Origin of the sequence: Nocardia donostiensis (genome assembly GCF_002081715.1) — a bacterium.
GTDB lineage: Bacteria > Actinomycetota > Actinomycetes > Mycobacteriales > Mycobacteriaceae > Nocardia > Nocardia donostiensis.
The window spans coordinates 62,007-87,215 of record NZ_MUKP01000005.1; the positions used below are offsets into that span (position 1 = coordinate 62,007).

Consider the following 25,209-nt stretch of genomic DNA (forward strand, 5'->3'; position numbering starts at 1 on the left):
CACCTCCACCGCAACACCGCGCTTCACGACCGGTCCCCGTAGCCGCGCCGCACCGCACCCGCCGCATTCGCCTCGCGACTGGCCCTGGCCCGCGCCGACGAGCTCAACTGCCACGGCACGCTGGTCACCATCACGCCCGGCTCGAACAGCAGCCTGCCCTTCAACCGCAGCGCACTCTGGTTGTGCAGCACCTGTTCCCACCAGTGCCCTACCACGTACTCGGGAATGAACACGGTGACCACGTCCCGCGGGGCGTCCTTACGCAGCCGCTTCACATAATCCAGCACCGGTTTGGTGATCTCACGGTACGGCGATTCGACGACCTTGAGCGGCACCGAGATATCGCTGCGCTCCCAGTCGCGCACCAGCGTCTTGGTATCGGTTTCGTCGACATTGACGGTGATCGCCTCCAACGTGTCCGGCCGCGTCGCACGGGCGTAGGCCAGGGCGCGGCGGGTAGGTAGATGCAGGCGTGACACCAGCACGATCGCATGCGAGCGGCTCGGCAGCACACCGTCCCATTCGTATTCGTCGAGTTCGCGGGTCACCGAATCGTAGTGGCGGCGGATCAGCTTCATCACCACGAAGATGGCGACCATCACCGCGATGGCGATATAGGCGCCGGCGAAGAACTTGGTGATGACCACGATCACCAGCACCGTCCCGGTCGCGCTGAGCCCGATGGCGTTGATGACGCGGGAACGTTTCATCCGCCTCCGTTGCGCGCTATCGGTTTCGGTGCGCAGCAGCCGGGTCCAGTGCCGCAGCATCCCGGTCTGGCTCAGTACGAACGACACGAAGACGCCGACGATGTAGAGCTGAATGAGCTTGGTCACCTCGGCGTCGAACAGCACCACGAACGCGATCGCGGCGCCGGACAGGAACAGGATGCCGTTGCTGAACGCCAGCCGGTCCCCACGGGTGTGCAGCTGCCGCGGCAAGTATCGGTCCTGTGCCAGCACCGACCCCAGTACCGGGAACCCGTTGAACGCCGTGTTCGCGGCCAGGACCAGGATGAGCGCGGTCACGACCGCGACGAAGAAGAACCCGATCGGGAAGCCGTGGAACACGGTCTCGGCGAGCTGGGCGATCAGCGTCTTCTGCTGGTAGTCCGCGGGTGCGCCCAGCAGATTCGACGTGTCGTTCGCGTACACGATGCCGATTTTCTGGGCCAGCGCGATGATCCCCATCAGCAGCGCGATGGCGATCACGCCCAGCAGCAGCAGCGTGGTGGCCGCGTTACGCGACTTCGGTTTCCGAAACGCAGGCACTCCGTTGCTGATCGCTTCCACACCGGTCAGTGCGGCACAACCGGAGGAGAAGGCGCGGGCGATCAGAAAGGCGAAGGCAATGCCGTACAGGTGCTCGTCCTCGGCCACCAGCCCGAACGAGGCCGAGTCGGCAGTCAGCTCCTCGCCGAGGACGTAGACCCGGACCAACCCCCAGCCCAGCATCACGAACATGCCGAAGATGAACGCATAGGTGGGGATCGCGAACATGGTGCCCGATTCCCGGACCCCACGCAGGTTCATGGCGGTGAGCACGACGATCGCGGCCACCGCGAACAACACCTTGTGGGTGGCGACGAACGGGATCGCCGAGCCGATATTGGAGGCCGCCGACGAAATCGACACCGCGACGGTGAGCACGTAGTCGACCAGCAGCGCGCTGCCGACGGTCAGGCCGGCGGTGGGCCCCAGGTTGGTGGTCGCGATCTCGTAGTCTCCGCCACCCGACGGATAGGCGTGCACGTTCTGCCGGTAGCTGGCCACGACCACCGCCATCACGAATGCGACCGCGAGTCCCACCCACGGCGCGTACAGATACGCGGAGATCCCCGCGGCCGACAGCACCAGGAAGATCTCCTCGGGCGCGTAGGCCACCGACGACATGGCGTCGGAGGCGAAGACCGGCAAAGCGATCCGCTTCGGCAGCAGGGTATGCCCGAGAGAATCGCTGCGGAAGGGTCTGCCCAGCAGCATCCGCTTCGCTGCTGTCGTCATCTTGGACACTGGAGCGAGCATAGGCCCCCCAGGTTTGCTGCGCCGTCGGCCCGCCGCTGGCGGGTGCAACTCGGCCCGCCGTCCCGGCTCGCCAGGTTTGGCACCCGTTCGCGAGGGGAAAGTGGGTCTGGGAATACGCGGCGAGTACCGTTCGGCCCGGACGGGTGCGAGCCTGTGCCATGTGGGTCGGAACGAGGTTGCGGTGTATGTAGTGATCATGGGGTGCGGACGCGTCGGGGCGTCCTTGGCCCACGCCCTGACCCGGATCGGGCACGAGGTCGCCGTGATCGACCGCGACGAGGGCGCGTTCCGGCGGCTGGGGGCAGATTTTCCCGGTGCACGTGTGGTCGGCGTCGGCTTCGACCGGGACGTACTGATCAAGGCGGGCATCGAGCGGGCAGAGGCGTTCGCGGCGGTGTCGTCAGGGGACAACTCCAACATCATCTCCGCGCGGGTGGCCAGGGAGATGTTCGGTGTGCAGCGGGTGGTCGCCCGGATATACGACGCGAAACGCGCCGCCGTCTACGAGCGGCTCGGCATCCCCACCATCGCCACCGTGCCCTGGACCACAGACCGCTTCCTGCGCACGCTGATCAGTGACGGCGGCACCACCACCTGGCGCGACCCGACCGGCACCGTGGCCGTCGCACAGCTGATTCTGCACGAGGAGTGGTACGGGCGGACCGTACGCGATCTCGAACGCGCCGTCGGCGCGCGGGTGGCGTTCATAATCCGGTTCGGCCATGGTGTACTGCCGGACGACAAGACCGTGGTGCAAGCCGACGACATCGTCTATGTGGCGGCGACATCCGGTTCGGTCGGTGAAGCGATCGCCCTGGCCGGTAAGCCCCCAGCGAGCGAGGACTGAACATGAAGGTGGCCATCGCCGGAGCCGGAGCCGTCGGCCGGTCCATCGCCCGCGAGCTGTTGCGCAGCGGGCACAACGTGATGCTGCTCGAACGCCAGCTCGACCACATCGACACCACCGCCATCCCGGACGCGGTGTGGGTGCACGCCGACGCCTGCGAGCTCGCGCTGCTCGAGGACGCCGGGCTGGAAACCTATGAGGTCGTCATCGCCGCCACCGGCGACGACAAAACAAACCTGGTGCACAGCCTGCTGGCCAAAACCGAGTTCGGGGTGCGCCGGGTGGTGGCCAGGGTCAACGACCCGCGCAACGAATGGTTGTTCGACGGGTCCTGGGGCGTCGATGTGGCTGTATCCACACCTCGGCTGCTGGCCTCGCTGGTAGAGGAGGCGGTGTCGGTCGGCGATCTGGTCCGGTTGATGACGCTGCGTCAGGGGCAGGCGAACCTGGTGGAGATCACCTTGCCGCCCGATACCGCGCTGGCAGGCAAACCCGTACGGTCGCTGGCCCTGCCCCGCGATACCGCACTGGTGACGATTCTGCGCGGTGGCCGGGTCATCGTGCCGCAACCGGACGACCCGTTCGAGGGCGACGACGAACTGCTGTTCGTGGCCTCGTCGGAAGCCGAAGAGGAGCTGCGGCAGGCGCTGACCCCGCGCGGGGTCAACCGCTGAAACACCGGAACCGGCCACTCGCGCACTCTCAGGCGACGGCCTTCAGTTCGGCACGCAGCTTGTTCAGCGCGCGGTGCTGCATCACCCGCACCACGCCCGGGCTGGTGCCGATCGCCGCTGCGGTCTGCGCCGCGGTCCAGCCCAGGATGATGCGCATCACCAGCACCTCCCGGTGCGCCGGGGTCAGCACCTGCATCAGATCGCGGGCGGCGCGGCGGCGTTCGTCGGCCAGCGCCCACTCCTCCGGACCCGCCGCCGTCGATGCGGTGTCCGGCACATCCGCCGTCGGGTAGGCCGGATGGACCCGGGACCGGCGGAACGCGTCGGCGACCTTGTTGGCGGCGATCCCGTAGACGAACGCGAGGAACGATTTCCCCTGGTCGCGGTAGCGCGGAATGGCGTGCACGGTGGCCAGCAGGATCTCCTGCGCCACATCGTCGGCGGTCACCTGCAGGTGCGCGGTGTCACCGAGCCGGGCGCGGCAGTAGCGCAGCACCAGTGGATGGATGAGGCGCAGGATGTCGTTGGCCGCGGCCTGGTCGCCGCCGGCGGCGGGACCGACGAGCGCGTCCAATTCTGCCGAAACGCGACGACTCTCGGACATGGCCGGGTTGTCGCGCCGGCGGCGCGGTCCGGAAATCGCGGGGTGGTGTTCGGTAGCCACTGTCTCGCCAGTCCTCTCGCGGATCGTCGCTGTTGGTCGTGCTGCAACGATCGTCTGACGAATACGAGGCCCGAACCAGATACCTCAGGGTGGGTTCGGCACCACCTTCACCCCACAGAACTCGGGGCAGTCGGGGGCAGTCACCGGACCACCGGTTCTCAGGGCGCGCTCACTGTGCTCGGCGGCCGGGTGGTCAGGCGGCCCGGTGGCGCGGTTTGCGTTCGGGCTCGTCCGAGGTCCGGGTGGGCAGATGACCGGCGCGGCGGACGGCCCAGACCGTCACCACCAACGCGACCGCCGTCAACGGCCAGCCCATCGCGATCCGGGCCACCGCGAGCAGACCCGTGTCGTCGTTGTCGTAGAAGTGGTTCTGCACCAGGTAGCGGGCGCCGAAGACCAGCGCCCATGTCAGGGTGGCCAGATCGTAGAGCCGCACCACACGGCGATCGCCGCGCCAATCGGTGCCGTGCCCGTTGAGCACACCCCACACCACCCCGACCAGTGGTCGGCGCACCAGGACCGAGATCAGGAACGCCGCACCGTAGACCAGGCTGGTGTAGATGCCGAACAGGAAGAACCCCTTGGCCTCACCCATCCGGTAGGCGATGAACGCGCAGATGCCGACGCCGATGAAACCGGAGATCGCGGGCTGGACCGGGTTGCGGCGCACCAGCCGCCACACCAGGATGGCCGCGGCCACCCCCAGCGCTGCCCAGATCGCCGCGGTCAACCCGGCGAGGGTGTTCACCGGCACGAAGACCAGAACCGGCAGCGTGGAATAGATCAGCCCGCTGAAACCACCGAGCTGTTCGAGCAATGTCTGCTGAGCGACGACCTCACGCTCGACGGACCCGTCGACCTCGGGCGTCGGTTGCGACGCGGTGGCGGTGCTCGGATGCGGCGTAGGGGTGTTCTCGTCGCTCGATGGCATACGTCAGTTGTTCCCGCGCAATTCGTAGTAGGGGTTGTAGATCACCTTGCGGCCGTCCCGGTCTCCGACGCGGCCGCGAACCATGATCCGCCGCCCCGTTTCGATACCGGGTATCCGCCTGCGCCCGATCCACACCAGGGTGATGGCGTCGGTTCCGTCGAAGAACTCCGCTTGCACGCTGGCGCCCGCGGATTGCGGGCAGGCCTCGACACTGCGCAACCGGCCCAGCATCGTCGCCTCGTCGCCGCGACGGCACTCCGAGGCCAGGCAGGCTCCGGAGGCGTCGGCCGTCTCGGCCAGCTCCTCGGCGTCGAGTTGATCGATATCCTCGGTCAACCGGCGACCGAGCCTGCGAAAATATCCGGTGGCGAGCTTGCCGCCCGCCCTTCTTCCTGCCGGGGAAGACATTGCTCGCTCTCCTGTGAGCCAATGGTGTGGGTCGCACGCCATCTCGTTCCTGCCACGGCCGGGCTGTGGCCGTACCGCCACTGTAGATGGGGTACGACGGCACCGCTACGCTCGGTCCGATGTTCGATTCGCCACTGCCCGCCGTCGCGGTTGCACTCCCCGGCACCGGTTCCGACGCGGATTTCGCCCGCCGTGCGTTCGGGCCCGCCTGCGCCGCCCGCGGACTGGACCTGATCGCTGTCGAACCCGACCCGGCGGGCGTGGTCGACAGCTATCTGGCCGCGCTGGACACCGCCGCCGAGCAGGGGCCGGTCCTGGCCGCAGGAATATCCCTCGGCGCCGCCGTCGCGCTGGAGTGGGCTGCCGCCCGGCCCGCTGCCGCGGTAGGGGTGATCGCCGCGCTACCGGCCTGGACAGGTCCCGATACCGCCGACTGCCCAGCCGCGCTCAGTGCGGCGATCACCGCGGTGCAACTGCGCGCGGACGGTCTGGAGTCTGTGATCGAGCGGATGCGCGCGAACAGCCCGCGCTGGCTCGGCGATGCGCTCACCCAGTCGTGGCGCTCCCAGTGGCCGCAATTGCCCGCGGCGTTGGAGGAGGCCGCCGCCTACAAATGGCCGGACCCGCAGCAGCTGGACACCCTGGAGGTGCCGTTGGCGGTGGTCACCGCCGTCGACGATCCGGTGCATCCGCTGGAGGTCGCACAGGAGTGGGCGCAGCGCGCACCCTGCTCGTCCCTGACCCATCTCCGTCTCGACGAGCTCGGCGCGGACCCCGCCGTGCTCGGCCGCGCCGGTCTCGCCTGGTTCCGCTGACGCCCGGTCGGCTCGGCAACGCGCTGTCGACCATCGCGCTCCGGTACGCGGAACCGTCACGAGGGCCCGCGGGTCAGTTGCGACCGAGCTGCTGCATGGCCGAACCAGCGGCGCCGCGACGCGGCTGCTCCGGCATGACCGGCGGCAGCACCGAGGTGGGTGGTGCTGTACGCGCGGCAGCCTGGGCGGCGACGGCCTGCTGCTGGGCCAGTACCTGCTGCTGATGCGCCGCGGCCAGCTGTTCGGCCAGCTGCTGCGGCAGCACCACCGGCAGGGGTTCGCGCACCGGCAGCGGCTCGGTGCCGCGCCGGACGACGGTTTCGCTCATGATCGCCCGTGCCGCCGCGACCAGCGGACTGCCCTCATCGGCCGACCCCGTGGGACCGGCTGCGACCAGGCGCACCATCCACCGGTAGCCGTCCACACCGATGAAACGGAGATCGGCGCCTTCGGTGACGGCGAACAGCTCGCGACCCCACGGTCCGGTCTGCACCGACACCGCGGAGCCGTCCTTGCGCAGCGAGTCGGCGAGATCGGCGGCCACTGTCCGCCACTGACCGGGCGATTTGGGCGCGGCGTAGGCGGCGACGGTGATGCGGCCGTGTTCGGTCGCCAGATGCACCGCCTGCGGAGTGCCCTCGGGGGTCATCTCCACCTGCAACTGCCCGCCCGGTGGGACCGGCAGGATCACCGATCCCAGATCGAGGCGCTGGTCGGATACCGATTCGAGGAGCTCGGCCACCTCGTCGTAGTCGTAGGGGCCGGTGCGCTGCGGTTCGGTACCGGAATCGTCGGCCGGGAAGTCGTCGTCTTCCGGGTACGCATCGTCGTATGCTGCGGCTTCCTCGCCGTAGTCGTCCTCCGGGTAATCGGACTCCGCGTGCGCGTAGCCGGAGTATTCGGGCGCACCATAGTCGCCGGTGGCGTATTCGTCGGTGTCGTATTCGTCGGCGTAGTACTCGTCGCCGGATTCCTCGGCGTATGCCCCGGAGTCGTAGCCATCGTCGGCTCCGGATCTGCGTCTGCCACCGGATCTCTTCCTACCGAACATCGCCTCATGCCTCCTTGCCGGACACGGCCGTGTCGTGGCCCGCGGCCAAGCTCGCGTGGCCGCCGCTGGAGCCGTAACCGCCTGCGCCACGAGCCGACTCGTCCAACTGGTCGACCGCCACGAAGTCGACCAGCTCCACCCGCTGCACCAGCAACTGTGCGATCCGGTCACCGCGGCGCAGCTCGATCGGCGTACGCGGATCATGGTTGATCAAACATACTTTGATCTCGCCCCGGTATCCGGCGTCCACCGTCCCGGGGGTATTCACCACCGAAAGACCGGTCTTGGCTGCCAGCCCGGACCTCGGATGGATCAGTCCGACGGTGCCAACCGGCAATGCGATTGCGATACCGGTACCGATGAGCACCCGCTCCCCTGGCTCCAGGATGACGTCCTCGGTGGTGCACAGGTCGACGCCCGCGTCGCCGTCATGGGCGCGCGCCGGCATCGGAATGCCGGGATCCAACCGCAGCAGGGGAATGGGGGAAAGTGCGCTCACGTCCGACCAGCCTACGCGCACGCGCCGCGCGCGCGTCGCTTAGTGTTGAGTCGTGTCCGACCAGCTCCGACCCGTCGATTCTCAGGCGCGGCAACAGCCGGAATCCGCCGTCTACCGCGAACGCCTGTGGGTGCCGCTGTGGTGGTGGCCTGCCGCCTTCGCCGTGGCCGCGCTGCTCGCCGCCGAAATCCATATGGGCGCCCCCGGCTTACGAGCGTGGTTGCCGTATGTGCTGTTGTTCCCGATCCCGGTGTGGGTGCTGCTGTGGTTGAGCAGGCACCGGGTCGAGGTCGCTCCCGACGTGTCGGGCACGCCGGAGCTGCGGGTGGACCGGGCACACCTGCCGGTGAACTTCGTCGCCCGCGCGGCCGTGGTCGCTCCGACGGCCAAGAACGCAGCGCTGGGCCGCCAGCTCGACCCCGCCGCGTATGTCCAACACCGTCCCTGGGTCGCCACCATGGTGCTGCTGGTGCTCGACGACCCGGATGACCCGACGCCGTACTGGTTGATCAGCACACGTCGACCCGCACAGGTCCTCGCCGCGCTCGGTCTGCCGAGTGCGGAGTGAAATGCTGCTGCCGTTCAGGCCGCGCAATCCATGCAGATCATCTGGCCACCCTTTTCGCTGGCCAGCCTGCTGCGGTGATGTACGAGGAAGCAGCTGGAGCAGGTGAACTCGTCGGCCTGCTTCGGGACCACCCGAACCGTCAGCACTTCCTCGGACAGGTCCGCGCCGGGAAGCTCGAACGACTCCGCGGTATCGGACTCGTCGACATCCACGACGGCGGACTGGGCTTCGTTCCGGCGAGCCTTCAGCTCCTCCAGCGAATCTTCCGACACATCGTCGGAATCGGTACGCCTCGGCGCGTCATAGTCGGTTGCCATGTCGTCTTCCCCTCGTCCTTACTCCGTATATCCCGGATCGGCACGCGCCATCGATAATCGACCGCCGCACCGCCCCGCCGGTGGTGCACATCACACGTACACCGGCCGTCTATCAGGGCGGATCCGCTGGACCCATACCTGATAGCGTTCGGTCAACGCCCGACATGCCCTGCTTGTTCCCGCGACCGACCACCTGTTTTCGATATCGATGTTTCGATCTGGGCCGCCAGACAATAGCGGACCGCACGGAAAAAGTCGCAATCACAACACAGTCGTGTCGGAACCGACAGGCAATCGACACGCACGCTTCCGTCGAGCTGTTACCTGTCCACGGTGTTGCATCGCAGGCGGACACGCTTTCGTAGAGTGTCCGGGTGGTTTCACTGATCACCGAAGGCACCTCGACCGATCCGCGAGGCCGTCCCTTCCTCCGCAGACGTATGCGCCCATGGCTGATTCTGGTCGCCGTGCTGGCCTTGATCTGCGCGACAGTGTGGATCAAGGCGTTGTCGACCCGCGGCGACGAGTACGCCGCGATGGCCTGCAACTCACCAAGCCCGGCGACCGGGCCGGACGCCGAACCTCAGCCTGCCCTGGGGCAGCGGGTCGGCCCCGGCCGGCTACAACAGGTGGAGCCCGCCCCCCTGGCGGAGACCAAGGTCCGCGTGCTCAACGCCAACAACCAGCGCGGCCAAGCCGCTCATGTGGCAGCCCAACTCGGCGACCTCGGCTTCGGCAGCGTGCCCGGCGATCCATACGGCAACGATTCGATATACGCCAACGGCGACCTCGAATGCACCGGGCAGATCCGGTTCGGGGTGAACGGCAGGCCCGCCGCGGCGGCGGTACAGCTGGCTGCTCCGTGCGCGGAGCTGATCGAGGACAAACGGGAAGACGACACCGTCGATCTGGTGCTCGGCTCGCTGTTCGGCGATGTGCAGCCCAACAACGACGCCGAGGAAGTGCTGCGTTCGCTGCGCAATCCCGCACCCGGCGAGGCCTCCATCGACTCCGACCTGCTCGCCGCCGCCCGGCACGCCCGCTGCTGATCGCTGTCGCCTGCCCGCTCGGTGCACACCGAGCGGGCAGGAATCCTCCTGTACACCGCGGATCAGGACTGCGGAATCGCGGCGCTGATACCCAGCCTGTCGAACAGTCCCAGCAGTTCCTTACCGATACCGGGGGCGGCGGCGACCACCAGCGCACCCGCCTCGCCCGGGGTGGCGGCCGACGGCACTTCCACCAGCGCCCCTGCCTCGGCGGCGATCAGCGCGCCCGCCGCCCAATCCCACGGGTTGAGCCCGTGCTCGTAGTGTGCATCGACCCGGCCCGAGGCGACCAGGCACAGATCGAGCGCCGCGGCGCCGATGCGGCGGATATCGCGGACGTGCGGAAGCAGTTCGGCGACCAGCTGAGCCTGTTCGGCCCGTCGTCGCACGTCGTAGCCGAAACCGGTGGCGACCAACGCCAGCTGCAGCGAATCCACCGGAGTGCACCGCAGCTGTTCGACCGCACCGGTGGCGGTGACGCGTTGCGCACCCAGACCCAGCGCCGCCCGGTAGGTCTCGGCGGCGGCCACGTCGACCACGGCGCCCGCCACCGAGCGCCCGCCGCGCATGGCCGCCACCGATACCGCGTAGGCGGGTATGCCGTACAGGAAGTTCACGGTGCCGTCGATCGGATCGACCACCCAGACCACCGCGTCGTCGGCTGCCGCGTCCAGGTCGCCGCCGCCTTCCTCACCGAGGATGTGGTCACCGGGACGCAACCGCGCCAGTTCGTCCCGGATCAGCTGCTCGGTTTCGGTGTCGACCACGGTCACCGGGTCGGTCGGGGTGCTCTTGGTTTGCACCGCGTCCCCCGCGCCGCGACCGTCGAAAACCTCCGGCCGTCGCGCGCGAACGTGCGCCGCGGCGGTTTCGGCCAGGTGCACCGCGATCCGGCGCAGCTCGGGCGCATCGGCGGGGACAGATGCGGCGTCGGTGGTGAGTGAGGGTATTTCCGGCACGCACTCCATCGGATCACAGTCCGCGAACCGGTGCAGCGGTGCGGGCACATTACTCTTGTCGTGCGCGACACAGCGCCGTCGTCGGGCACTCGTTCGCGCGCCCGCAGGCCGTCGCGAAACCCCGGTACGGCGCGGGGAAGACACCGGCCAGCAGAGAGAACGAGGAACCGTCATGTCCGCTCGGGGGCACGCATTCGGTATCGATATCGGTGGCAGCGGCATCAAGGGCGCCGCGGTGGATCTGGCCACCGGCGAACTTGTCCACCACCGCATCAAGATCCCGACACCGCATCCGGCAACCCCCAAGGCAGTAGCGGAGACGGTGGCGCGACTGGTCGCCGAGGCGGGCTGGGACGGGCCGGTGGGCATCACGCTGCCGTGTGTCGTGCTCGACGGTGTGGCGCATACGGCGGCCAACGTGGACCCCGCCTGGATCGGTACCGACGCCAGAACCCTGTTCGGCTCCGCTCTGGGCGGACGGCAGGTGACTGTGCTCAACGACGCCGACGCGGCCGGTCTCGCCGAGGACCGTTACGGCGCCGCAAAAGATTACGCCGGGCTGGTGATGCTGCTGACCTTCGGCACCGGTATCGGTTCGGCGCTGCTGTACCACGGCACCCTGGTCCCCAACAGTGAGCTCGGCCATCTGGAAGTGGGGGGCATGGAAACCGAACACCGCGCCGCCGCATCTGTCAAAGAGCGTGACGGCCTGTCGTACGAGCAATGGGCGGCCCGAGTGAGTACCGTGCTGATCGGCCTGGAGAACCTTTTCTGGCCGACCGTGTTCGTCGCCGGTGGTGGAATCAGCCGCGACGCCGATCACTGGATCCCGCTGCTGACCAACCGCACTCCGGTTATCGCCGCGGATCTGAAGAACACCGCGGGCATCGTCGGCGCGGCCATGGCCGTCGCGGCCGGAATCGCACCCTGAAGTTGCGCGCATCGCGGACGAAGGCACACTGGTTGGATCGTTACAATGGAACTGCCCGGCGGTGAGCCGGAAGAAACCCGACCGGCGCCTGCCGGTGAAACCCGACAGACCGCTCCGCCGGATATCTACTCTGGCGTGACGCCGCACGAGACCGTCACGAAAGGGCGTACGTGGTAGCCACGAATACCCGTCAGACAGCCGAATCGGCCGACGCCGACGCCGCAGAAGTCGCCGCAGCACGCCCGGCCCGTAAGGCTGCCGCGAAGAAGGCACCTGCCAAGAAGGCGCCGGCGAAGAAGGCCGCCGCAAAGAAGACGACCGCCAAGAAAGCAGCGAAGAAGGCACCCGCGAAGAAGGCGGGCGCCAAGAAGGCCACCGCCGCCGAGCCCGGTGCCGAGCAGGGTCTCGACGACGAGTCGATGGATGTGGCCGACCTCGGTGACCTGGAGGTGTCCGAGGAGGACCTCACCGACGAGGGCGAGGAACTCGTCGCCGACGTCGCCGAGGAAGAGGACACCGAGGAAGGCGCCGACGAGCCGACCGCAGCGGACAAGGCGTCCGGAGACTTCGTCTGGGACGAAGAGGAATCCGAGGCGTTGCGTCAGGCCCGTAAGGACGCCGAGCTCACCGCCTCGGCCGACTCGGTGCGTGCCTATCTCAAGCAGATCGGCAAGGTCGCGCTGCTCAACGCCGAGGAGGAGGTCGAACTCGCCAAGCGGATCGAGGCAGGCCTGTACGCGGCGGAGAAGATGCGCGAGTTCGCCGAGTCCGGTGAGAAGCTGCCTGTGGCGACACGCCGCGACTTCAACTGGATCATCCGGGACGGTAACCGAGCCAAGAACCATCTGCTCGAGGCGAACTTGCGCCTGGTCGTCTCGCTGGCCAAGCGCTACACCGGTCGCGGGATGGCGTTCCTGGACCTCATCCAGGAGGGCAACCTCGGCCTGATCCGCGCGGTGGAGAAGTTCGATTACACCAAGGGCTACAAGTTCTCCACCTACGCCACCTGGTGGATCCGCCAAGCCATCACCCGTGCCATGGCCGACCAGGCCCGCACCATCCGCATCCCGGTGCATATGGTCGAGGTCATCAACAAGCTCGGCCGTATCCAGCGCGAGCTGCTCCAGGATCTGGGCCGCGAGCCCACCCCGGAGGAACTGGCCAAGGAAATGGACATCACGCCGGAGAAGGTTCTCGAGATCCAGCAGTACGCGCGGGAACCCATCTCGCTGGACCAGACCATCGGCGACGAAGGCGACAGCCAGCTCGGCGACTTCATCGAGGACTCCGAAGCCGTGGTCGCGGTGGACGCGGTGAGCTTCACCCTGTTGCAGGATCAGCTGCAGTCGGTGCTGGAGACGCTGTCCGAACGCGAAGCGGGTGTCGTCCGGCTGCGCTTCGGCCTCACCGACGGCCAGCCGCGGACCCTCGACGAGATCGGCCAGGTGTACGGAGTCACCCGGGAACGCATCCGCCAGATCGAGTCGAAGACCATGAGCAAACTGCGCCACCCCAGCCGCTCCCAGGTGCTGCGCGACTACCTGGACTGAGCTACCGGTTTCCGCACTGCGCGGCCCGGCTCCTGGCCGGACACCGAGGTGTCCAGTGGGAGCCGGGCCGCGCGGCATTTCACCGCATTCTTTCCACTGCCGGACGGACAATGCGGGGCAGCCGTGCCGTGCCACATCAGCCGTCCCTGCTTCACGGCTGCGGATCGCGGTATTCGGCGAGGTCTGGGCCCTCGGGCAAACCGGACAGCAAGTCAGAGTTGTTCGGTATCCGGGAGCCGCGTGTAAGCCCTCGGCTCGGCGACCCATCTGCGTCAGGAACCAGCCGCGCGAAGCGGTCGACTCCGACGCCTCCTGCCCCCGGATCGTCACCTCAGCCGGTTGCCCTCCCGCGACACACCGGCCCGCGAAATCGACCGCGGCATAGTGTCGAACTCATCGGCTGCATGCGCGGGGGAGCGATCGTGCCGAGGTGCAGCACCCGCTCCGGACGCAGCCCGACGCCGGAGCGGTTACCCGAGTTCGGCGGGTGTCGCAGCGTCGCCGGTCCCCTCGTCCAGTGCCGGTGAGCGTGAGGTGTCTTTGAGGGCGACGCCCGAGCGGCCGAGCCGACGGGCGCCGGCGACCAGGCCCGCCACCACCTGCGCGGCGCTGCGGTAGCCGAGGCCGTCCGGCGGGTGAATATTCGACACGCAGTTGCGTTCGGCGTCGGTGCGGCCGGGGCGGGGCAGGTGGGTCAGGTAGATGCCCAGGCTGTCGGCGACCGATAGGCCGGGGCGCTCCCCGATCAGTACCAGCACCGTCGTCACGCCCGATGCGGCTGCGATGTGGTCACCGAGCGCGACCCGCGCCTGTGTGGCTATCACCGGTGGCGCGAACGAATAGTGCGGCGCAAGCTCGTCGATCAGCGCCGACAGCATTGCTGGACCATGCTCGGCCAGCGCGCGGGCCGACAGGCCGTCGGCGAGCACCACACCGATATCGGCCGGCTCGAAGGCTGGTACGCCGTGTCCACCGGGGCGCGTCCCAGCCGGACCCGAGCCGGCTCCCGCTCGACCGGCATGCGGGCCGGTCCCGGACACCGGCGTGCGATCGGCGATGGCCGGCGTAGGGAGCCGGTCCAGATGTTCCGGTTCTCTGCCCAGATCCGGTCTGCGGAGGTACTCGGCACGGTCGCGTGCCCGGCTGCGCACGTGTACCGGCTCCCCCAACCCGAGGGCGGCGAGTCGTTCGCTCAGGGCGGGGACGTCCAGCGGGGTGTGCACCGCATCGCGGGCGGCGGCGTGGGCAACACGAAACTCGAGTACCCGTGCGGTCGGCAATGCATCACCTGCGCGGCCGAGTCCGATTCTGGCTCGGGTGGTGGCGCGCAGTTGCGCCCAGAACACCTCCTCGTGCTCGTCGCCCTGTCGCTGCTGTGCTCCGCTGTCTCGGTCGCCGGTACTCATCGGGCTCCGGTCAGGGTGCGCAACGGTGAGATCAGCGGCGGAACGGGAAATATCCGGCCGGTATCGTCGAGCATCCCGAGACGGTTCAGCCAGGCCTCGAATTCCGGAGCGGGACGCAGCTGCAATACGCGGCGGGCGTAGAGGGCGTCGTGGAAGCTCAGGCTCTGATACCCGAGCATCACATCATCGGCGCCGGGGACTGCGATCACGAACGCACAGCCGGCTACGCCCAACAGGGTGAGCAGGGTGTCCATATCGTCCTGGTCGGCGTCGGCGTGGTTGGTGTAGCACACATCCACCCCCATCGGCAGCCCGAGCAGTGTGCCGCAGAAATGGTCCTCCAGACCGGCCCGGATGATCTGTTTGCCGTCGTAGAGGTATTCGGGACCGATGAAGCCGACCACGGTGTTCACCAGCAGCGGCCGCAGATCGCGTGCCACGGCGTAGGCCCTGGCTTCCAGCGTCTGCTGGTCCACCGGCTTACCGCCTGCGCCCAGGTGCGCCCCCGCCGACAGCGCCGAACCCTGCCCCGTTTCCAGATACATGACGTTGTCGCCGACGGTGCCGCGGCTCAGTTCCCGGCCTGCGGCGTTCGCCTCCCGTAGCAGCGAGATATTCACGCCGAAAGCCGAATTCGCCTGCTCGGTGCCTGCCACCGACTGGAACACCAAATCCACCGGTGCGCCCGCTTCGATCAGCCCGAGTGTGGTGGTGACGTGGGTGAGCACACACGATTGGGTGGGGATGTCGAAGCGGGTACGGATCTCGTCGAGCAGAGCCAGCAGGTCGGCCACGGCCTGCGGGGAATCACCGGCCGGGTTGATCCCGATCACGGCATCACCGCAGCCGAGCAGCAGCCCATCCAGGATGGCGGCGGCGATCCCGCGCGGCTCGTCGGTGGGATGGTTGGGCTGCAACCTGGTGGCCAAAGTGCCTGGGCTGCCGATGGTGGTGCGGAAACCGGACTGCACCCTGGCTGCTGCGGCGACGGCGATCAGGTCCTGATTGCGCATGATCTTGCTGACCGCGGCCACCATTTCCGGTGTCAGCCCGGGCGCGATAGAGCTCAGTGTCGCTACCGGGTCGCCGGAGCCGTCCCCGGCCGCGACCGTGAGCAGCCAGTCGCGCAGCCCGCCGACGGTCAGATGGGCGATGGGGCCGAACGCGGTGCGGTCGTGGGTGTCGAGGATCAGCCGCGTCACTTCGTCGTCCTCGTAGGGGACGACGGGCTCCTCGAGCAGCGTGCTCAGCGGCAGCTCGGCCAGCGCCCATTGTGCGGCGGCCCGCTCGGCATCGGAAACGGCTGCGCACCCGGCGAGTTCGTCGCCGCTGCGGCGCGGGCTGGCCTTGGCCAGCAGCTCGATCACACCGTCGAACTGATAGGTGACACCGCCCAGGCGCTGTGTGTAACCGGTCATCGCAGATTCCGTTCCGGGCAGGCCGCGACCATCGCAGCTGCCATCAGGGCGAGACCGGTAGCGGCGATACCGACGCACGTGCGAAACGAGCGCGATGACCGCGACTTACCCACACGCAACGGGTAGCAGCCGGATATCGTCGTTCGAGAGTGGACGGCGGGGCCAGGCACTGCCATGGCAACAGCATGCACCTTCGCCGGTGGGCGAGAGCGGTTTTCCGGCTATACCGCGGTCAGCAGCGCAGCACGGGATCAACGCCGGCCGCTGCGTCAGGCGCCCGCTACCGCGCCCGGGTTGCGGCGGATCATCGCGACCAGCGGTTCGATCACACGCGCCAGGACGGGGCCGAGCACCGCCATCAGGAGCACATAGGCCGTCGCCAAGGCCGCCAACCGGCCGTCGACGCTGCCGCTGACCACGGCGAGACCCGCGATGACGATGGAGAATTCGCCGCGCGCGACCAAGGCTGCCCCCGCACGGGCCCGGCCGAGGGTGCGGATGTCCTGCCTGGCCGACGCCCACCACCCGGTGCCGAATTTGGTCACGGTGGTGACCGCGGCCAGCGCGACCGCCCAACCGAGCACCGGGGGTATGGCCGTCGGATCGGTGTTGAGGCCGAACGCCACGAAGAAGATCGCGGCGAACAAATCACGCAACGGTTCCAGCAGCCGCACCGCTTCTCGCGCAGTGGAACCGGAGATCGCGATACCGAGCAGAAAGGCTCCGACCGCCGCGGAGACGTTCAATGCCGACGCCGCGCCGGCCACCAGCAGTGCCGCGCCGAGCAGTTTGAGCAGGAACACCTCGCGGTTGGTACTGTCGACGACCGTCGACACGTACCGTCCGTAGCGCAGGGTCACCATCAGCACAACGGCCACCGCGGCCAGTGCCGCCGCCAGCGATTCGAACCCGCTCAGCAGGCTCAGCCCGGCCAGGATGGTGGTGAGCACCGGCAGATACACCGCCATCATCAGATCCTCGAACACCAGGATCGACAGCACCACCGGCGTTTCCCGGTTACCGAGACGTCCCAGATCGTCGAGTACCTTCGCCGCGATACTGGACGAGGATATGTAGGTGACACCGCCCAGAATGAGCGCGCCGACCGGCCCCCAGCCGAACAGCAGCGCCACCGCGGCGCCCGGTGCGGCGTTGGCGACGATATCCACCAGGCCCGCGGGCCAGGACCGCCGCATACCTGTCATCAGTTCTGCCGCGGTGTATTCCAGCCCCAGCAGGAGCAGCAGTAGGACGACGCCGATCTCGCTCGCGATCTCGCCGAACTTGTCGGCCGCGTCCAGTGCGAGGAATCCGCCGTGGCCGAAGGCCAGACCGCCCAGCAGGTACAGCGGTATCGGCGACATCCCGAAGCGTCCCGCCGCCCGCGCGCAGATACCGAGCACGAACAGGATCGCGCCCAACTGCATGAGGGCGGGCGCGGTCGTGGCCACCGGACTCAGCCGTGAGCGAGGAGCTTCGTCGCGGCGTCCAAGCCTTCGGGGGTACCGACGACCACCAGCAGGTCACCTGCGGTGAAAGTGAAATCAGGTCCCGGCGACGGGTGCAGCTGACCCGCCCGCAGCACCGCGACGATGGAGGCTTTGGTGCGGGTTCGCATACCGGTCTCACCGAGGGTGCGACCCCCGTAGGGGGATTGGTCACCGATCGGCAATTGCCGGGTGGTGATACCCGGTAGATCCCGTTGGCCGTCCTCGAGGTTGGACACCAGCTGCGGTGCGCCGAGCAGATTGGCCAGAGCGGCTGCTTCATCAGTGCTCAACGGAACCTGCGCCGCGCACGCGTCTGGATCTTCGAGCTTGGACACGATCAGGTCGATATCGCCGTCGCGATGAGCAACGACACCGATCCGGCGGCCGCACTTCACCTCGAAGTCTTTTCGCACCCCGATTCCGGGTAGCGCAGTGACATCGACGTTCACAACTCCAGCCTAGCCCCCGCCGAGCCGGGGTACCGCCGCCCCACGAATCACCGTTGATGCCCGCGATGGCGCGTCCATCCGGCCATGCCGTCGACATGCCCGGCCAGGAACGCATCGCTACCGACAGCAACTGTTGCACCCGCTGACCCGACAGGACCCGGGACAGCATGAGCGCTGATACGGCGACCACCACCGCGCTGGACAGGCCCTGCCTCCTGGCGCCGGACCGAGCGGAGGCAGGAGGCACGCCCCAGCCTGACTCCAGCAGTTGGGCACGGACGTCCCTGGCGGAGCGGGCTCATCACTTCGATGGACCCGCCGCACGAATCGGTGTGCTGTGATGAGGGGGTGAGGTACTGGTCGGCGCTCTCAGCGGCCGCGCAGGACGCGCTGATCGCCGGTGTCGCGTTCGCCATCGGCGCCGGGCTGTATCTGTCCGGTCTGTATCCGATGACCGGTCCGGTGGACGAAACTTCGCTGGCGGTGCGGTTCGGACTGCTCGCACTGTTGTGCGGCGTGACACTGCTGCGCCGCCGGAGGCCGATATGGGCGCTGGTGGCCGGGCTGGTTCCGCTGGGAATCGATATCGCGCTCGGGGCGACACTGCCGATGAGCATCGTCTATTCGGATCTGATCTATGCGGCCGTGTTGTATTCGACGCGGCGTCAGTCCCGGTTCGTGGTCGGCACCGGCGTCGTGCTGTCGCTGGCCGCGGTGGGGGCAACGCTGGTGGTGACCGGCGATTGGCGAGTGACAGCGCTGGTGCTGGTTATCGCTTCGACGCTCGTCGGCACGTCGATGTGGTGGGCGCTGTCGGTGCGAGCGCACAAGGAAACGGCTCAGGCCGAACGCGCCCGGGCCCACGCGTTGGCGCTGGTGGCGGAATTGGATCGCCGGGCCGCCGTAGCCGACGAACGCAAAATGATGGCCCGCGACCTGCACGATGTTATCGCCGGCCAGTTGTCGGCGATTGCCATCCAGTCCGAGGCCGCGCTCGGGGTGCTGGCGCGGTCCGGGACCGGCCCGGAACTGGCCCCCATCATCGGCTCCATCCGTTCCAGCAGTGTGGATGCGCTGCGGGAGATGCGCACCATGATCGGGTTGCTGCGACGCGACGACGGGGTAGCGGATCTGGCCGCCCCGAGTGGGCTGGCGCAGCTGTCCCGGCTGGTGGAAACCACCCGTGCGACCGGGACCCTGGTGCGGGTGAATATCCGCGCCGACGACGCCGAACCGGCAAGCGCGGTCGACCAGGCCGCGTACCGCATCGTCCAGGAGGCGCTGACCAACTCCATGAAGCACGCACCGGGGCAGGAGATAAGCATCGATGTGAGCGCCGATCAGAGCACGGTGACCCTGTCGGTGCGCAATACGTTGCCCGCCGACCGGCCACCCCGGGAGCCGGGCAACGACCCGCGCATCGGACACCGCGGCCTGGTGAACATGCGCGAACGGGCCACCGCGCTGGGGGGAACGTTTCATGCCGGGGCGGAGCCCGGCGGCTGGGCGGTACATGTGCGCTTGCCTGCCACCCCGGCGGCCGAGCCCGCGGAGGTCGCGTTATGACGGTTGGGGCGATCCGGGTGCTGCTCGCCGACGATCACGGCGCCATCCGCGCCGGTCTCCGGATCATCCTCGACGGCGCAGAGGGGATCGAGGTGGTCGGGGAGGCTGCGGACGGTGACGTCGCGGTCGCCCAGGCCAGGGCGCTGCGCCCGGATGTGGTGCTGATGGACATCCGGATGCCGGGCGTGGACGGTATCACCGCAACCACCCGCATCACCGCCGACAACCTGGCCAAGGTGCTCGTTCTCACCACCTTCGACCTCGACGAATACGTGTTCCGGTCCTTACGCGCCGGGGCGTCCGGTTTCGTGCTCAAGTCGGTGTCCGGGCAGGCGCTGGTGGACGCGGTGCGCCGGGTCGCCGCGGGTGACGGTGTGCTGGCGCCGGAAGTCACGCGCACAGTGATCGAGGCGTTCGCCACCGCTCCCGCCGAGAGAGAGCCACCGCAACCCGACGGGCTCGCCGATCTGACCGACCGGGAACGCGAGGTGTTCGACTGTCTGGGCGCGGGCCTGTCCAATGCCGAGATCGCCGCACACCTGTTCATCGGTGAGACGACGGTGAAAACTCACGTCTCGCGGGTGCTGACCAAACTCGGGTTGCGTTCCCGCGTGCAGGCCGCGATCCTCGCCGGGCAGGTCGGCGACCGGCGGCGGCCGCACGGTCGCGACTCAGTCCGGTAGCCGGGGGAATCGCCCGTCGGGTCCGGGCCGGTATTCCTCGACCGCGATGACCGCCGCGACGGGCAACGGCCCGTACAGATGCGGGAACCGCATATCCGGATCATCGGACGGCGCACCCGGCTCCCATTTCACGGGTGCGCCCAGCCGCGCCGGATCCAGTCGCAGCAGCACGAGGTTGGTGCGGCCCGCGAACAACCGGCCGGCGGGCAGATGCACCTGCCATGGTGCGGACAAATGCACGAAGCCTTCGGTGGCCAGCGATGCGGGCCGATGCGCGCCGGAGTGCCGGGCATGCAACCATTCTGTGGCGGTACACAGATGAACCAGGGTGTGAGTGTCATAGGTCACGGGTATTCTCCGGAGGACAACTACATCGGGCCTGTTCGAGTGGGTGATATTCGCCGGGTGTCGCGACAGGGCCGTGGATGTTCGCCCAGAGCGGAAATCCCTGGTCATGTTAGTGAAAACACATCGATTCCTGTGCGGGAACAAAGCCCCCGTCCCGAACGTCTGACAGAGTAGTCATACCACTGCTGGGAAGTAGCGGAAGCGAGCCCGCGGAGTGTCCACGGGCCTCACACCAGGTGAACGGTTTGTGTGCCGGGAGCCAGGACGGAGGAGTCATGCCAGGAACCCTGACAAGCACCCCACTGACCGCGGTCGATCGTTGCGACCGTTGCGGGGCGGCTGCCCGTGTGCGTGCCGTTCTGCCCGCAGGTGGCGAGTTGCTCTTCTGCCAGCACCACGCGAACGAACATATGGATCGGCTGCGCGAGCTGGATGCCGTTATCGACACGGAATCCGCTCCGGCGCTCTGACTCGTCCTCGCGTCCGACACAACAGCATCGAACAACAGAACACCGTCAATCCGCAGCGGGCGACCCATCGGGCGCCCGCTGCGGTCGTTGTCGGGAGAGGATGCCGTCCAGCAGCCTGGCCAGCCCGTATTCGAAGTCCCCTTCCGGGTCGCCCGGCGCTTGATACAGCTCACCGACCACGGTGCCGACCCGCGACGACAGTGGGAACTCGGCGGCGGGCATCACCTGGGTGAGCAGCGGCCCGTGCACCTCCCACCAGCGCGCGTCGCTCAGCTGCTCGGCGCTGCGCCGCGCGGCCAGTGTCATCCGGGCGTTGCCGATCGCGAACTCCGACAGCACCGCGATCACCCGGTCCATCTCGACATCTGTGAAGCCGATACCGTCCACTGCCGCCAACCGCCGTTCGTACCGGCGCATCCGGCCCGGTCCCAGTTCCAGCCGCCACGGCGACACCTCGAGCAGCCACGGATGCGCAAGCAGTTCGGCGCGCGCCTGGCGGGCGATAGTCGCCAAGCGTTCCCGCGCGGGCCGGTCCCTCGGGATCTCTTCGTCCTCGAAGGCGACCGCGTCGGCCATCAGGATGGTCAGCGCATCCTTGCTCGGGACGTAGGTGTACAGGCTCATGGGCCGGAGTCCGAGCTCGGCGGCGACCGCACGCACCGAGACCTTGTCGTAGCCGTCCCGGTCGGCGAGCGCTACCGCTGCGGCGACGACCTCGTCGACACTCACCGTCTGTTTGGGTCCGCGCCCGCCCGGCCGCGGTGGGAGTTCGTGACGCCAGAGCAGGCTCAGCAGCCTGCTCACCTCGTCGGCGCCGGGTTCGCTCATCGGTCTCCTCCAGGCGGCATCTCGGGAATCGGACGCGGTGGAACAAAGTCGATACGGCGTACGTTGTTCCAACATACTCCGTACGGCATACGTTGATCTTGGGAGGGCGCACTGTCCAGCACACAAGCCACCTACCTGCCCGACCTGCACATGTTCGCACTGTGGACATGGACGGGCAGCGCACCAGGACAGCCGCCGCGCGGCGCCGGAGTAGCGGCCACGATCCCGCTTGCGATTCCGACCGGAACCCTCGCGCAGGCCAGGGCAGGCAGCGCGGCTGTCGCAGTCACCGACGTCGAGTGCACGCTACTTGAACCAGACGAGCTCAGCGCCGCGAGCATCGACTCCCTGAGCGCCTCGGTCGATGCCTGGCGCCGCGCGCTGACCGGTGACGACACACCGCCGCTGCCCACGGCCGCGCACGCGGTACCCGATGCGGCAGGCACGTCCGTCGTCTCCGCCGCGTATGCCCACACCGTCTTGCGGGCCACCACGACCGTCAACGAGGAACTCCGCGACCTGCTGAAAACACAGCTGCGCCCCTACCAGGCACGCGGTATCGGCTGGCTGCACGAAGCCACCGCCCGGCACGGCGGGGCGATTCTCGCCGACGAAATGGGGCTGGGAAAGACAGTGCAAACCATCGGGTTCCTCCTCGGGCGCGCCGAGGCGGGGCCGCAACTGGTGGTGTGTCCGACATCGCTGGTGGGCAACTGGGTGCACGAGATCGAACGGTTCGCACCCGGCCTGCGCGCACGGGCCTGGCGCGGCGGCGCGCTCGACGTGGCGCCGGGGAGCGTCGTGGTCGCCGGATATCCCACCATACGACTGCACGGCCATCTGCTCACCGCACCCGCCTGGTCGACGGTGGTGTTCGACGAAGCTCAGGCATTGAAGAACCCGCGCACCCAGGTATCGAAAGCCGCCAGGGCGATCACCGCGGAGGCCGTCGTCGCGTTGACCGGCACCCCGGTGGAAAACCATCTCGAGGAACTGTGGGCGCTGCTGAACCTGACCGCGCCACGACTGTTCGGGCATCGCGCCCAATTCCGGCGGCGGTTCGCCAAACCCATCCAGGAAGGCTCGGCGAACGCGTCCGCCCGACTGCGCGACGCGATCGAACCGGTACTGCTCGGCCGCCGCAAAGCTCAGGTCGCCGCGTCGTTGCCTGCCAAGATCCACACCGATCTGCTGTGTGATCTGACAGTCGAACAGCAGCAGCTCTACGACCAGTTGCTCGACCGCGCCGCAGACGACGGTTTCGGCCATGGCACGCAGCGGCAGAGCCGGGTGCTGGCCGCGCTCACCGCGCTCAAACAGGTCTGCAACCATCCGGGGCTGATCACCGGTGAGCTGGGTGAGGTCGCCGGACGCTCCGGGAAGCTCGACCTGTGCACCGATATCGTCGCCAGCAATCTCGACAACGATTCTCCCACCCTGATATTCACCCAGTACCGGCAGACCGGCGAGCTGCTGGTGCGGCATCTGGGCGAGCAGTTCGGGATCACCGTGCCGTTCTTCCATGGCGGGCTGAGCTCGGCAGAGCGGGCTGGGATCGTCTCGGCCTTCCAAGCCTGCGACGGCCCACCGGTGCTGGTGCTGAGCCTGCGGGCGGCGGGGACCGGGCTCACCCTGACCCGCGCCGCCGACGTCATCCACTTCGACCGATGGTGGAACCCGGCGGTGGAGGCCCAGGCCTCGGACCGGGCGCACCGGATCGGGCAGACCCGAACCGTCACCATCACCACCTTGACCTCGGCCACCACCGTGGAGGAGCACATCGCAAGCATGCAGCAGCGCAAATCGGCGCTGACCGACCTCGGCGACGCGACCGGTATCGCCGAACTGGCCCGCCTCGACGACGAGCAGCTGCTCGACATCCTGCGCCGCAAAAGGGAGAACTGATGGCCGACAACGAGTTCGGATACACCGCCTGGGGTATGGGCTGGGTACGGCTGGCCGAACCACTGCGCCAGACCCGTCCCGACCCACTGCTGCCCCGCGCCCGCAGTATCGCCCGCAACAATGGTGTCCGGGCCGAGATCGAGGGCCACATCGTTCGCGCCCATATCCATCGGGGCGGGCAGGCGTCGGTCACCCATCTGGAACTGGCGCCGCTGCCACGAACCGCGATCACCACCATCGCGAAAGTGCTCACCCCGGAACCGGCGATCCTCACCGACGAGATGCACCGGGCCGTCGTCGATGCGGGAGTCGATCCGGCCCCGGCGTTGGCTGCCGCCGATTGTTCCTGCTCGGCGCGCACCTCGCGGTGTGTGCATGTGCTGGCCACGCTGTACGAGATGGCACGCCGAGTCGATGAGAACCCGCGGCTGAGCCTGGACGCACAAGGGTACGGTTCCACGCTCCCCGGCGACGAAGACGAGGGTCCCGCGCCCGAACAAGCTCGCTGGACGCCGATCAACACCCTCGACACCGTTACCTATTTCACCGCGCCCGCCGGATAGGCGCCTGTTCAGGCGTTCGTGCCGCCGTCCACGGTGAGCGTCGCGCCGGTGATGCTGCGACCCGACGGTCCCGCGAGGAACGCGATGGCGGCGGCGATATCGTCGGCCGTGCCGTAGCGTCCCAGTGCGGTGAGCTCGATCTGGGTTTCCGCATCGGGGCCGGTGGCGGGGTTCATATCGGTTTCGGTCGAGCCGGGCTGCACCAGGTTCACCGTGATACCGCGTGGCCCGAGCTCTCGCGCCAGTGCTTTGGTATAGCCGTTGAGCGCGGATTTGCTGAGGTTGTAGAGGGTGATGCCACCGAACGGGGCGTGTTCGGAGAGGTTGCTGCCGATGCTGACGATCCGGCCGCCTTCGCCCATGTGATCGAGCGCGGCCTGTCCCGCGACGAATGCGGCGCGGGCGTGGATGGCCAGTGCCCGGTCGATCTCGTCGATGGTGAACTCCTGGTAGGGCTTGGCCGGGAAGATGCCCGCATTGTTGACCAGGATGTCCAGTCCGCCCAGGGCACCCGCGGCCTGATGCACCGCGTCCCTCACCTCCGCCGCGGCGGCACTGTCGGCGCGGAGAGCAACGGCGCGCCTGCCCAGCGCCTCGATCTGGGCGGCCACCGATTTCGCCTGGGCTTCGGAGTTCTGGAATGTCAACGCCACATCGGCGCCCTCGGCGGCGAGCCGTCGCGCGATGGCCGCGCCGATCCCCCGGCTGCCGCCGGTCACCAGTGCCACCTTGCCCGTCAGATCCGACATCGGTAATCCCTTCAATTTTGTGTTGACCGATACATAAATAGTGAACC

General features: G+C 68.1%; 27 protein-coding genes. 12 read left to right on the top strand and 15 right to left on the bottom strand.

Translation table 11 applies throughout. The annotated features are described in order from the left end of the window. Positions 1-23: 23 nt before the first annotated feature. Complete coding sequence (locus B0T44_RS04860) at positions 24-2,012, bottom strand: APC family permease (RefSeq protein ID WP_077118104.1); 1,989 nt, start codon at positions 2,010-2,012, stop codon at positions 24-26. Between the two features lie 193 nt (positions 2,013-2,205). Here B0T44_RS04860 and B0T44_RS04865 point away from each other — a divergent pair, with 193 nt between their 5' ends. Together B0T44_RS04865 and B0T44_RS04870 are read left to right on the top strand one after the other, a co-directional pair. Next, on the top strand, positions 2,206-2,871 hold the full coding sequence (locus tag B0T44_RS04865; protein WP_077118106.1) for a potassium channel family protein: 666 nt from the start codon (positions 2,206-2,208) through the stop codon (positions 2,869-2,871). Between the two features lie 2 nt (positions 2,872-2,873). Further along, a complete protein-coding gene (locus B0T44_RS04870; RefSeq protein ID WP_077117869.1) occupies positions 2,874-3,545 on the top strand; it encodes a potassium channel family protein in 672 nt (223 codons plus the stop codon). Positions 3,546-3,573: 28 nt separating this feature from the next. Here the strand turns inward: B0T44_RS04870 and B0T44_RS04875 are convergent, their stop codons facing one another. From B0T44_RS04875 to B0T44_RS04885, 3 genes are all read right to left on the bottom strand, one after another. Next, complete coding sequence (locus B0T44_RS04875; RefSeq protein WP_077118108.1) at positions 3,574-4,149, bottom strand: sigma-70 family RNA polymerase sigma factor; 576 nt, start codon at positions 4,147-4,149, stop codon at positions 3,574-3,576. 253 nt (positions 4,150-4,402) lie between these two features. Beyond that, complete coding sequence (locus B0T44_RS04880) at positions 4,403-5,140, bottom strand: DUF3159 domain-containing protein (RefSeq protein WP_081511605.1); 738 nt, start codon at positions 5,138-5,140, stop codon at positions 4,403-4,405. A 3-nt stretch (positions 5,141-5,143) separates the two neighbouring features. After that, entirely contained in the window at positions 5,144-5,548 is a 405-nt protein-coding gene (locus B0T44_RS04885) for an OB-fold nucleic acid binding domain-containing protein (RefSeq protein ID WP_077117871.1), read from the bottom strand. Between the two features lie 119 nt (positions 5,549-5,667). On the opposite strand from B0T44_RS04885, the gene B0T44_RS04890 reads away from it, so the two are divergent. Further along, positions 5,668-6,363 (top strand): alpha/beta fold hydrolase, encoded by a 696-nt coding sequence (locus B0T44_RS04890; protein WP_077118112.1) that lies wholly within the window; start codon positions 5,668-5,670, stop codon positions 6,361-6,363. Between the two features lie 73 nt (positions 6,364-6,436). Here the strand turns inward: B0T44_RS04890 and B0T44_RS04895 are convergent, their stop codons facing one another. Both B0T44_RS04895 and dut read right to left on the bottom strand, forming a co-directional pair. After that, positions 6,437-7,414 carry a DUF3710 domain-containing protein gene (locus B0T44_RS04895; protein WP_077117873.1) on the bottom strand — a complete coding sequence of 326 codons (978 nt, stop codon included), beginning with the start codon at positions 7,412-7,414 and terminating at the stop codon, positions 6,437-6,439. A gap of 4 nt (positions 7,415-7,418) precedes the next feature. Continuing rightward, on the bottom strand, positions 7,419-7,913 hold the full coding sequence (gene dut, locus B0T44_RS04900; protein ID WP_077117875.1) for a dUTP diphosphatase: 495 nt from the start codon (positions 7,911-7,913) through the stop codon (positions 7,419-7,421). Positions 7,914-7,965: 52 nt separating this feature from the next. Here dut and B0T44_RS04905 point away from each other — a divergent pair, with 52 nt between their 5' ends. Further along, positions 7,966-8,481: a DUF3093 domain-containing protein gene (locus B0T44_RS04905; protein WP_077117877.1), complete on the top strand. Its 516-nt coding sequence runs from the start codon at positions 7,966-7,968 to the stop codon at positions 8,479-8,481. A gap of 14 nt (positions 8,482-8,495) precedes the next feature. Here the strand turns inward: B0T44_RS04905 and B0T44_RS04910 are convergent, their stop codons facing one another. Further along, positions 8,496-8,798 carry a DUF4193 domain-containing protein gene (locus B0T44_RS04910; protein WP_077117879.1) on the bottom strand — a complete coding sequence of 101 codons (303 nt, stop codon included), beginning with the start codon at positions 8,796-8,798 and terminating at the stop codon, positions 8,496-8,498. 374 nt (positions 8,799-9,172) lie between these two features. Between B0T44_RS04910 and cei the strand changes: the two genes are divergently transcribed. Beyond that, complete coding sequence (cei, locus tag B0T44_RS04915) at positions 9,173-9,847, top strand: envelope integrity protein Cei (RefSeq protein ID WP_077117881.1); 675 nt, start codon at positions 9,173-9,175, stop codon at positions 9,845-9,847. Between the two features lie 62 nt (positions 9,848-9,909). Here cei and B0T44_RS04920 read toward each other — a convergent pair whose 3' ends face one another. Beyond that, entirely contained in the window at positions 9,910-10,815 is a 906-nt protein-coding gene (locus tag B0T44_RS04920) for an inositol monophosphatase family protein (protein ID WP_081511636.1), read from the bottom strand. A gap of 163 nt (positions 10,816-10,978) precedes the next feature. Between B0T44_RS04920 and ppgK the strand changes: the two genes are divergently transcribed. Continuing rightward, complete coding sequence (ppgK, locus tag B0T44_RS04925; RefSeq protein WP_077117883.1) at positions 10,979-11,737, top strand: polyphosphate--glucose phosphotransferase; 759 nt, start codon at positions 10,979-10,981, stop codon at positions 11,735-11,737. A 170-nt stretch (positions 11,738-11,907) separates the two neighbouring features. Further along, a complete protein-coding gene (locus B0T44_RS04930) occupies positions 11,908-13,287 on the top strand; it encodes an RNA polymerase sigma factor (protein WP_077117885.1) in 1,380 nt (459 codons plus the stop codon). 470 nt (positions 13,288-13,757) lie between these two features. On the opposite strand, the gene B0T44_RS04935 is transcribed toward B0T44_RS04930, so the two are convergent. From B0T44_RS04935 to B0T44_RS04950, 4 genes are all read right to left on the bottom strand, one after another. Beyond that, positions 13,758-14,693: an ethanolamine ammonia-lyase subunit EutC gene (locus B0T44_RS04935; RefSeq protein ID WP_077117887.1), complete on the bottom strand. Its 936-nt coding sequence runs from the start codon at positions 14,691-14,693 to the stop codon at positions 13,758-13,760. Continuing rightward, positions 14,690-16,111 carry an ethanolamine ammonia-lyase subunit EutB gene (locus B0T44_RS04940; protein ID WP_077117889.1) on the bottom strand — a complete coding sequence of 474 codons (1,422 nt, stop codon included), beginning with the start codon at positions 16,109-16,111 and terminating at the stop codon, positions 14,690-14,692. The genes B0T44_RS04935 and B0T44_RS04940 overlap by 4 nt, the downstream gene beginning before the upstream one ends. A 269-nt stretch (positions 16,112-16,380) precedes the next feature. Further along, positions 16,381-17,562, bottom strand: coding sequence for a cation:proton antiporter (locus tag B0T44_RS04945; protein WP_139347874.1), 1,182 nt, complete (start codon positions 17,560-17,562; stop codon positions 16,381-16,383). Between the two features lie 5 nt (positions 17,563-17,567). After that, positions 17,568-18,050: a cation:proton antiporter regulatory subunit gene (locus B0T44_RS04950; protein ID WP_077117891.1), complete on the bottom strand. Its 483-nt coding sequence runs from the start codon at positions 18,048-18,050 to the stop codon at positions 17,568-17,570. A gap of 348 nt (positions 18,051-18,398) precedes the next feature. Between B0T44_RS04950 and B0T44_RS04955 the strand changes: the two genes are divergently transcribed. Together B0T44_RS04955 and B0T44_RS04960 are read left to right on the top strand one after the other, a co-directional pair. After that, positions 18,399-19,616 carry a sensor histidine kinase gene (locus B0T44_RS04955; RefSeq protein WP_254893655.1) on the top strand — a complete coding sequence of 406 codons (1,218 nt, stop codon included), beginning with the start codon at positions 18,399-18,401 and terminating at the stop codon, positions 19,614-19,616. Continuing rightward, positions 19,613-20,299, top strand: coding sequence for a response regulator (locus B0T44_RS04960; protein WP_077117895.1), 687 nt, complete (start codon positions 19,613-19,615; stop codon positions 20,297-20,299). The genes B0T44_RS04955 and B0T44_RS04960 overlap by 4 nt, the downstream gene beginning before the upstream one ends. Here the strand turns inward: B0T44_RS04960 and B0T44_RS04965 are convergent. After that, complete coding sequence (locus tag B0T44_RS04965) at positions 20,288-20,647, bottom strand: DUF952 domain-containing protein (RefSeq protein ID WP_077117897.1); 360 nt, start codon at positions 20,645-20,647, stop codon at positions 20,288-20,290. The two genes, B0T44_RS04960 and B0T44_RS04965, sit on opposite strands and share 12 nt — an antisense overlap. Positions 20,648-20,922: 275 nt before the next feature. Between B0T44_RS04965 and B0T44_RS04970 the strand changes: the two genes are divergently transcribed. After that, positions 20,923-21,117, top strand: coding sequence for a DUF7455 domain-containing protein (locus tag B0T44_RS04970; protein ID WP_036538000.1), 195 nt, complete (start codon positions 20,923-20,925; stop codon positions 21,115-21,117). Positions 21,118-21,162: 45 nt separating this feature from the next. Here the strand turns inward: B0T44_RS04970 and B0T44_RS04975 are convergent, their stop codons facing one another. After that, entirely contained in the window at positions 21,163-21,945 is a 783-nt protein-coding gene (locus B0T44_RS04975) for a TetR/AcrR family transcriptional regulator (RefSeq protein WP_077117899.1), read from the bottom strand. 150 nt (positions 21,946-22,095) lie between these two features. Between B0T44_RS04975 and B0T44_RS04980 the strand changes: the two genes are divergently transcribed. Next, the gene (locus B0T44_RS04980) at positions 22,096-23,850 is read left to right on the top strand and encodes a DEAD/DEAH box helicase (RefSeq protein WP_077117901.1); all 1,755 of its coding nucleotides are present in this window, start codon (positions 22,096-22,098) and stop codon (positions 23,848-23,850) included. Beyond that, positions 23,850-24,413, top strand: coding sequence for a hypothetical protein (locus B0T44_RS04985; protein WP_077117903.1), 564 nt, complete (start codon positions 23,850-23,852; stop codon positions 24,411-24,413). The genes B0T44_RS04980 and B0T44_RS04985 overlap by 1 nt, the downstream gene beginning before the upstream one ends. Positions 24,414-24,421: 8 nt before the next feature. Here B0T44_RS04985 and B0T44_RS04990 read toward each other — a convergent pair whose 3' ends face one another. Continuing rightward, complete coding sequence (locus B0T44_RS04990; protein ID WP_077117905.1) at positions 24,422-25,162, bottom strand: SDR family NAD(P)-dependent oxidoreductase; 741 nt, start codon at positions 25,160-25,162, stop codon at positions 24,422-24,424. Positions 25,163-25,209 lie beyond the last annotated feature (47 nt).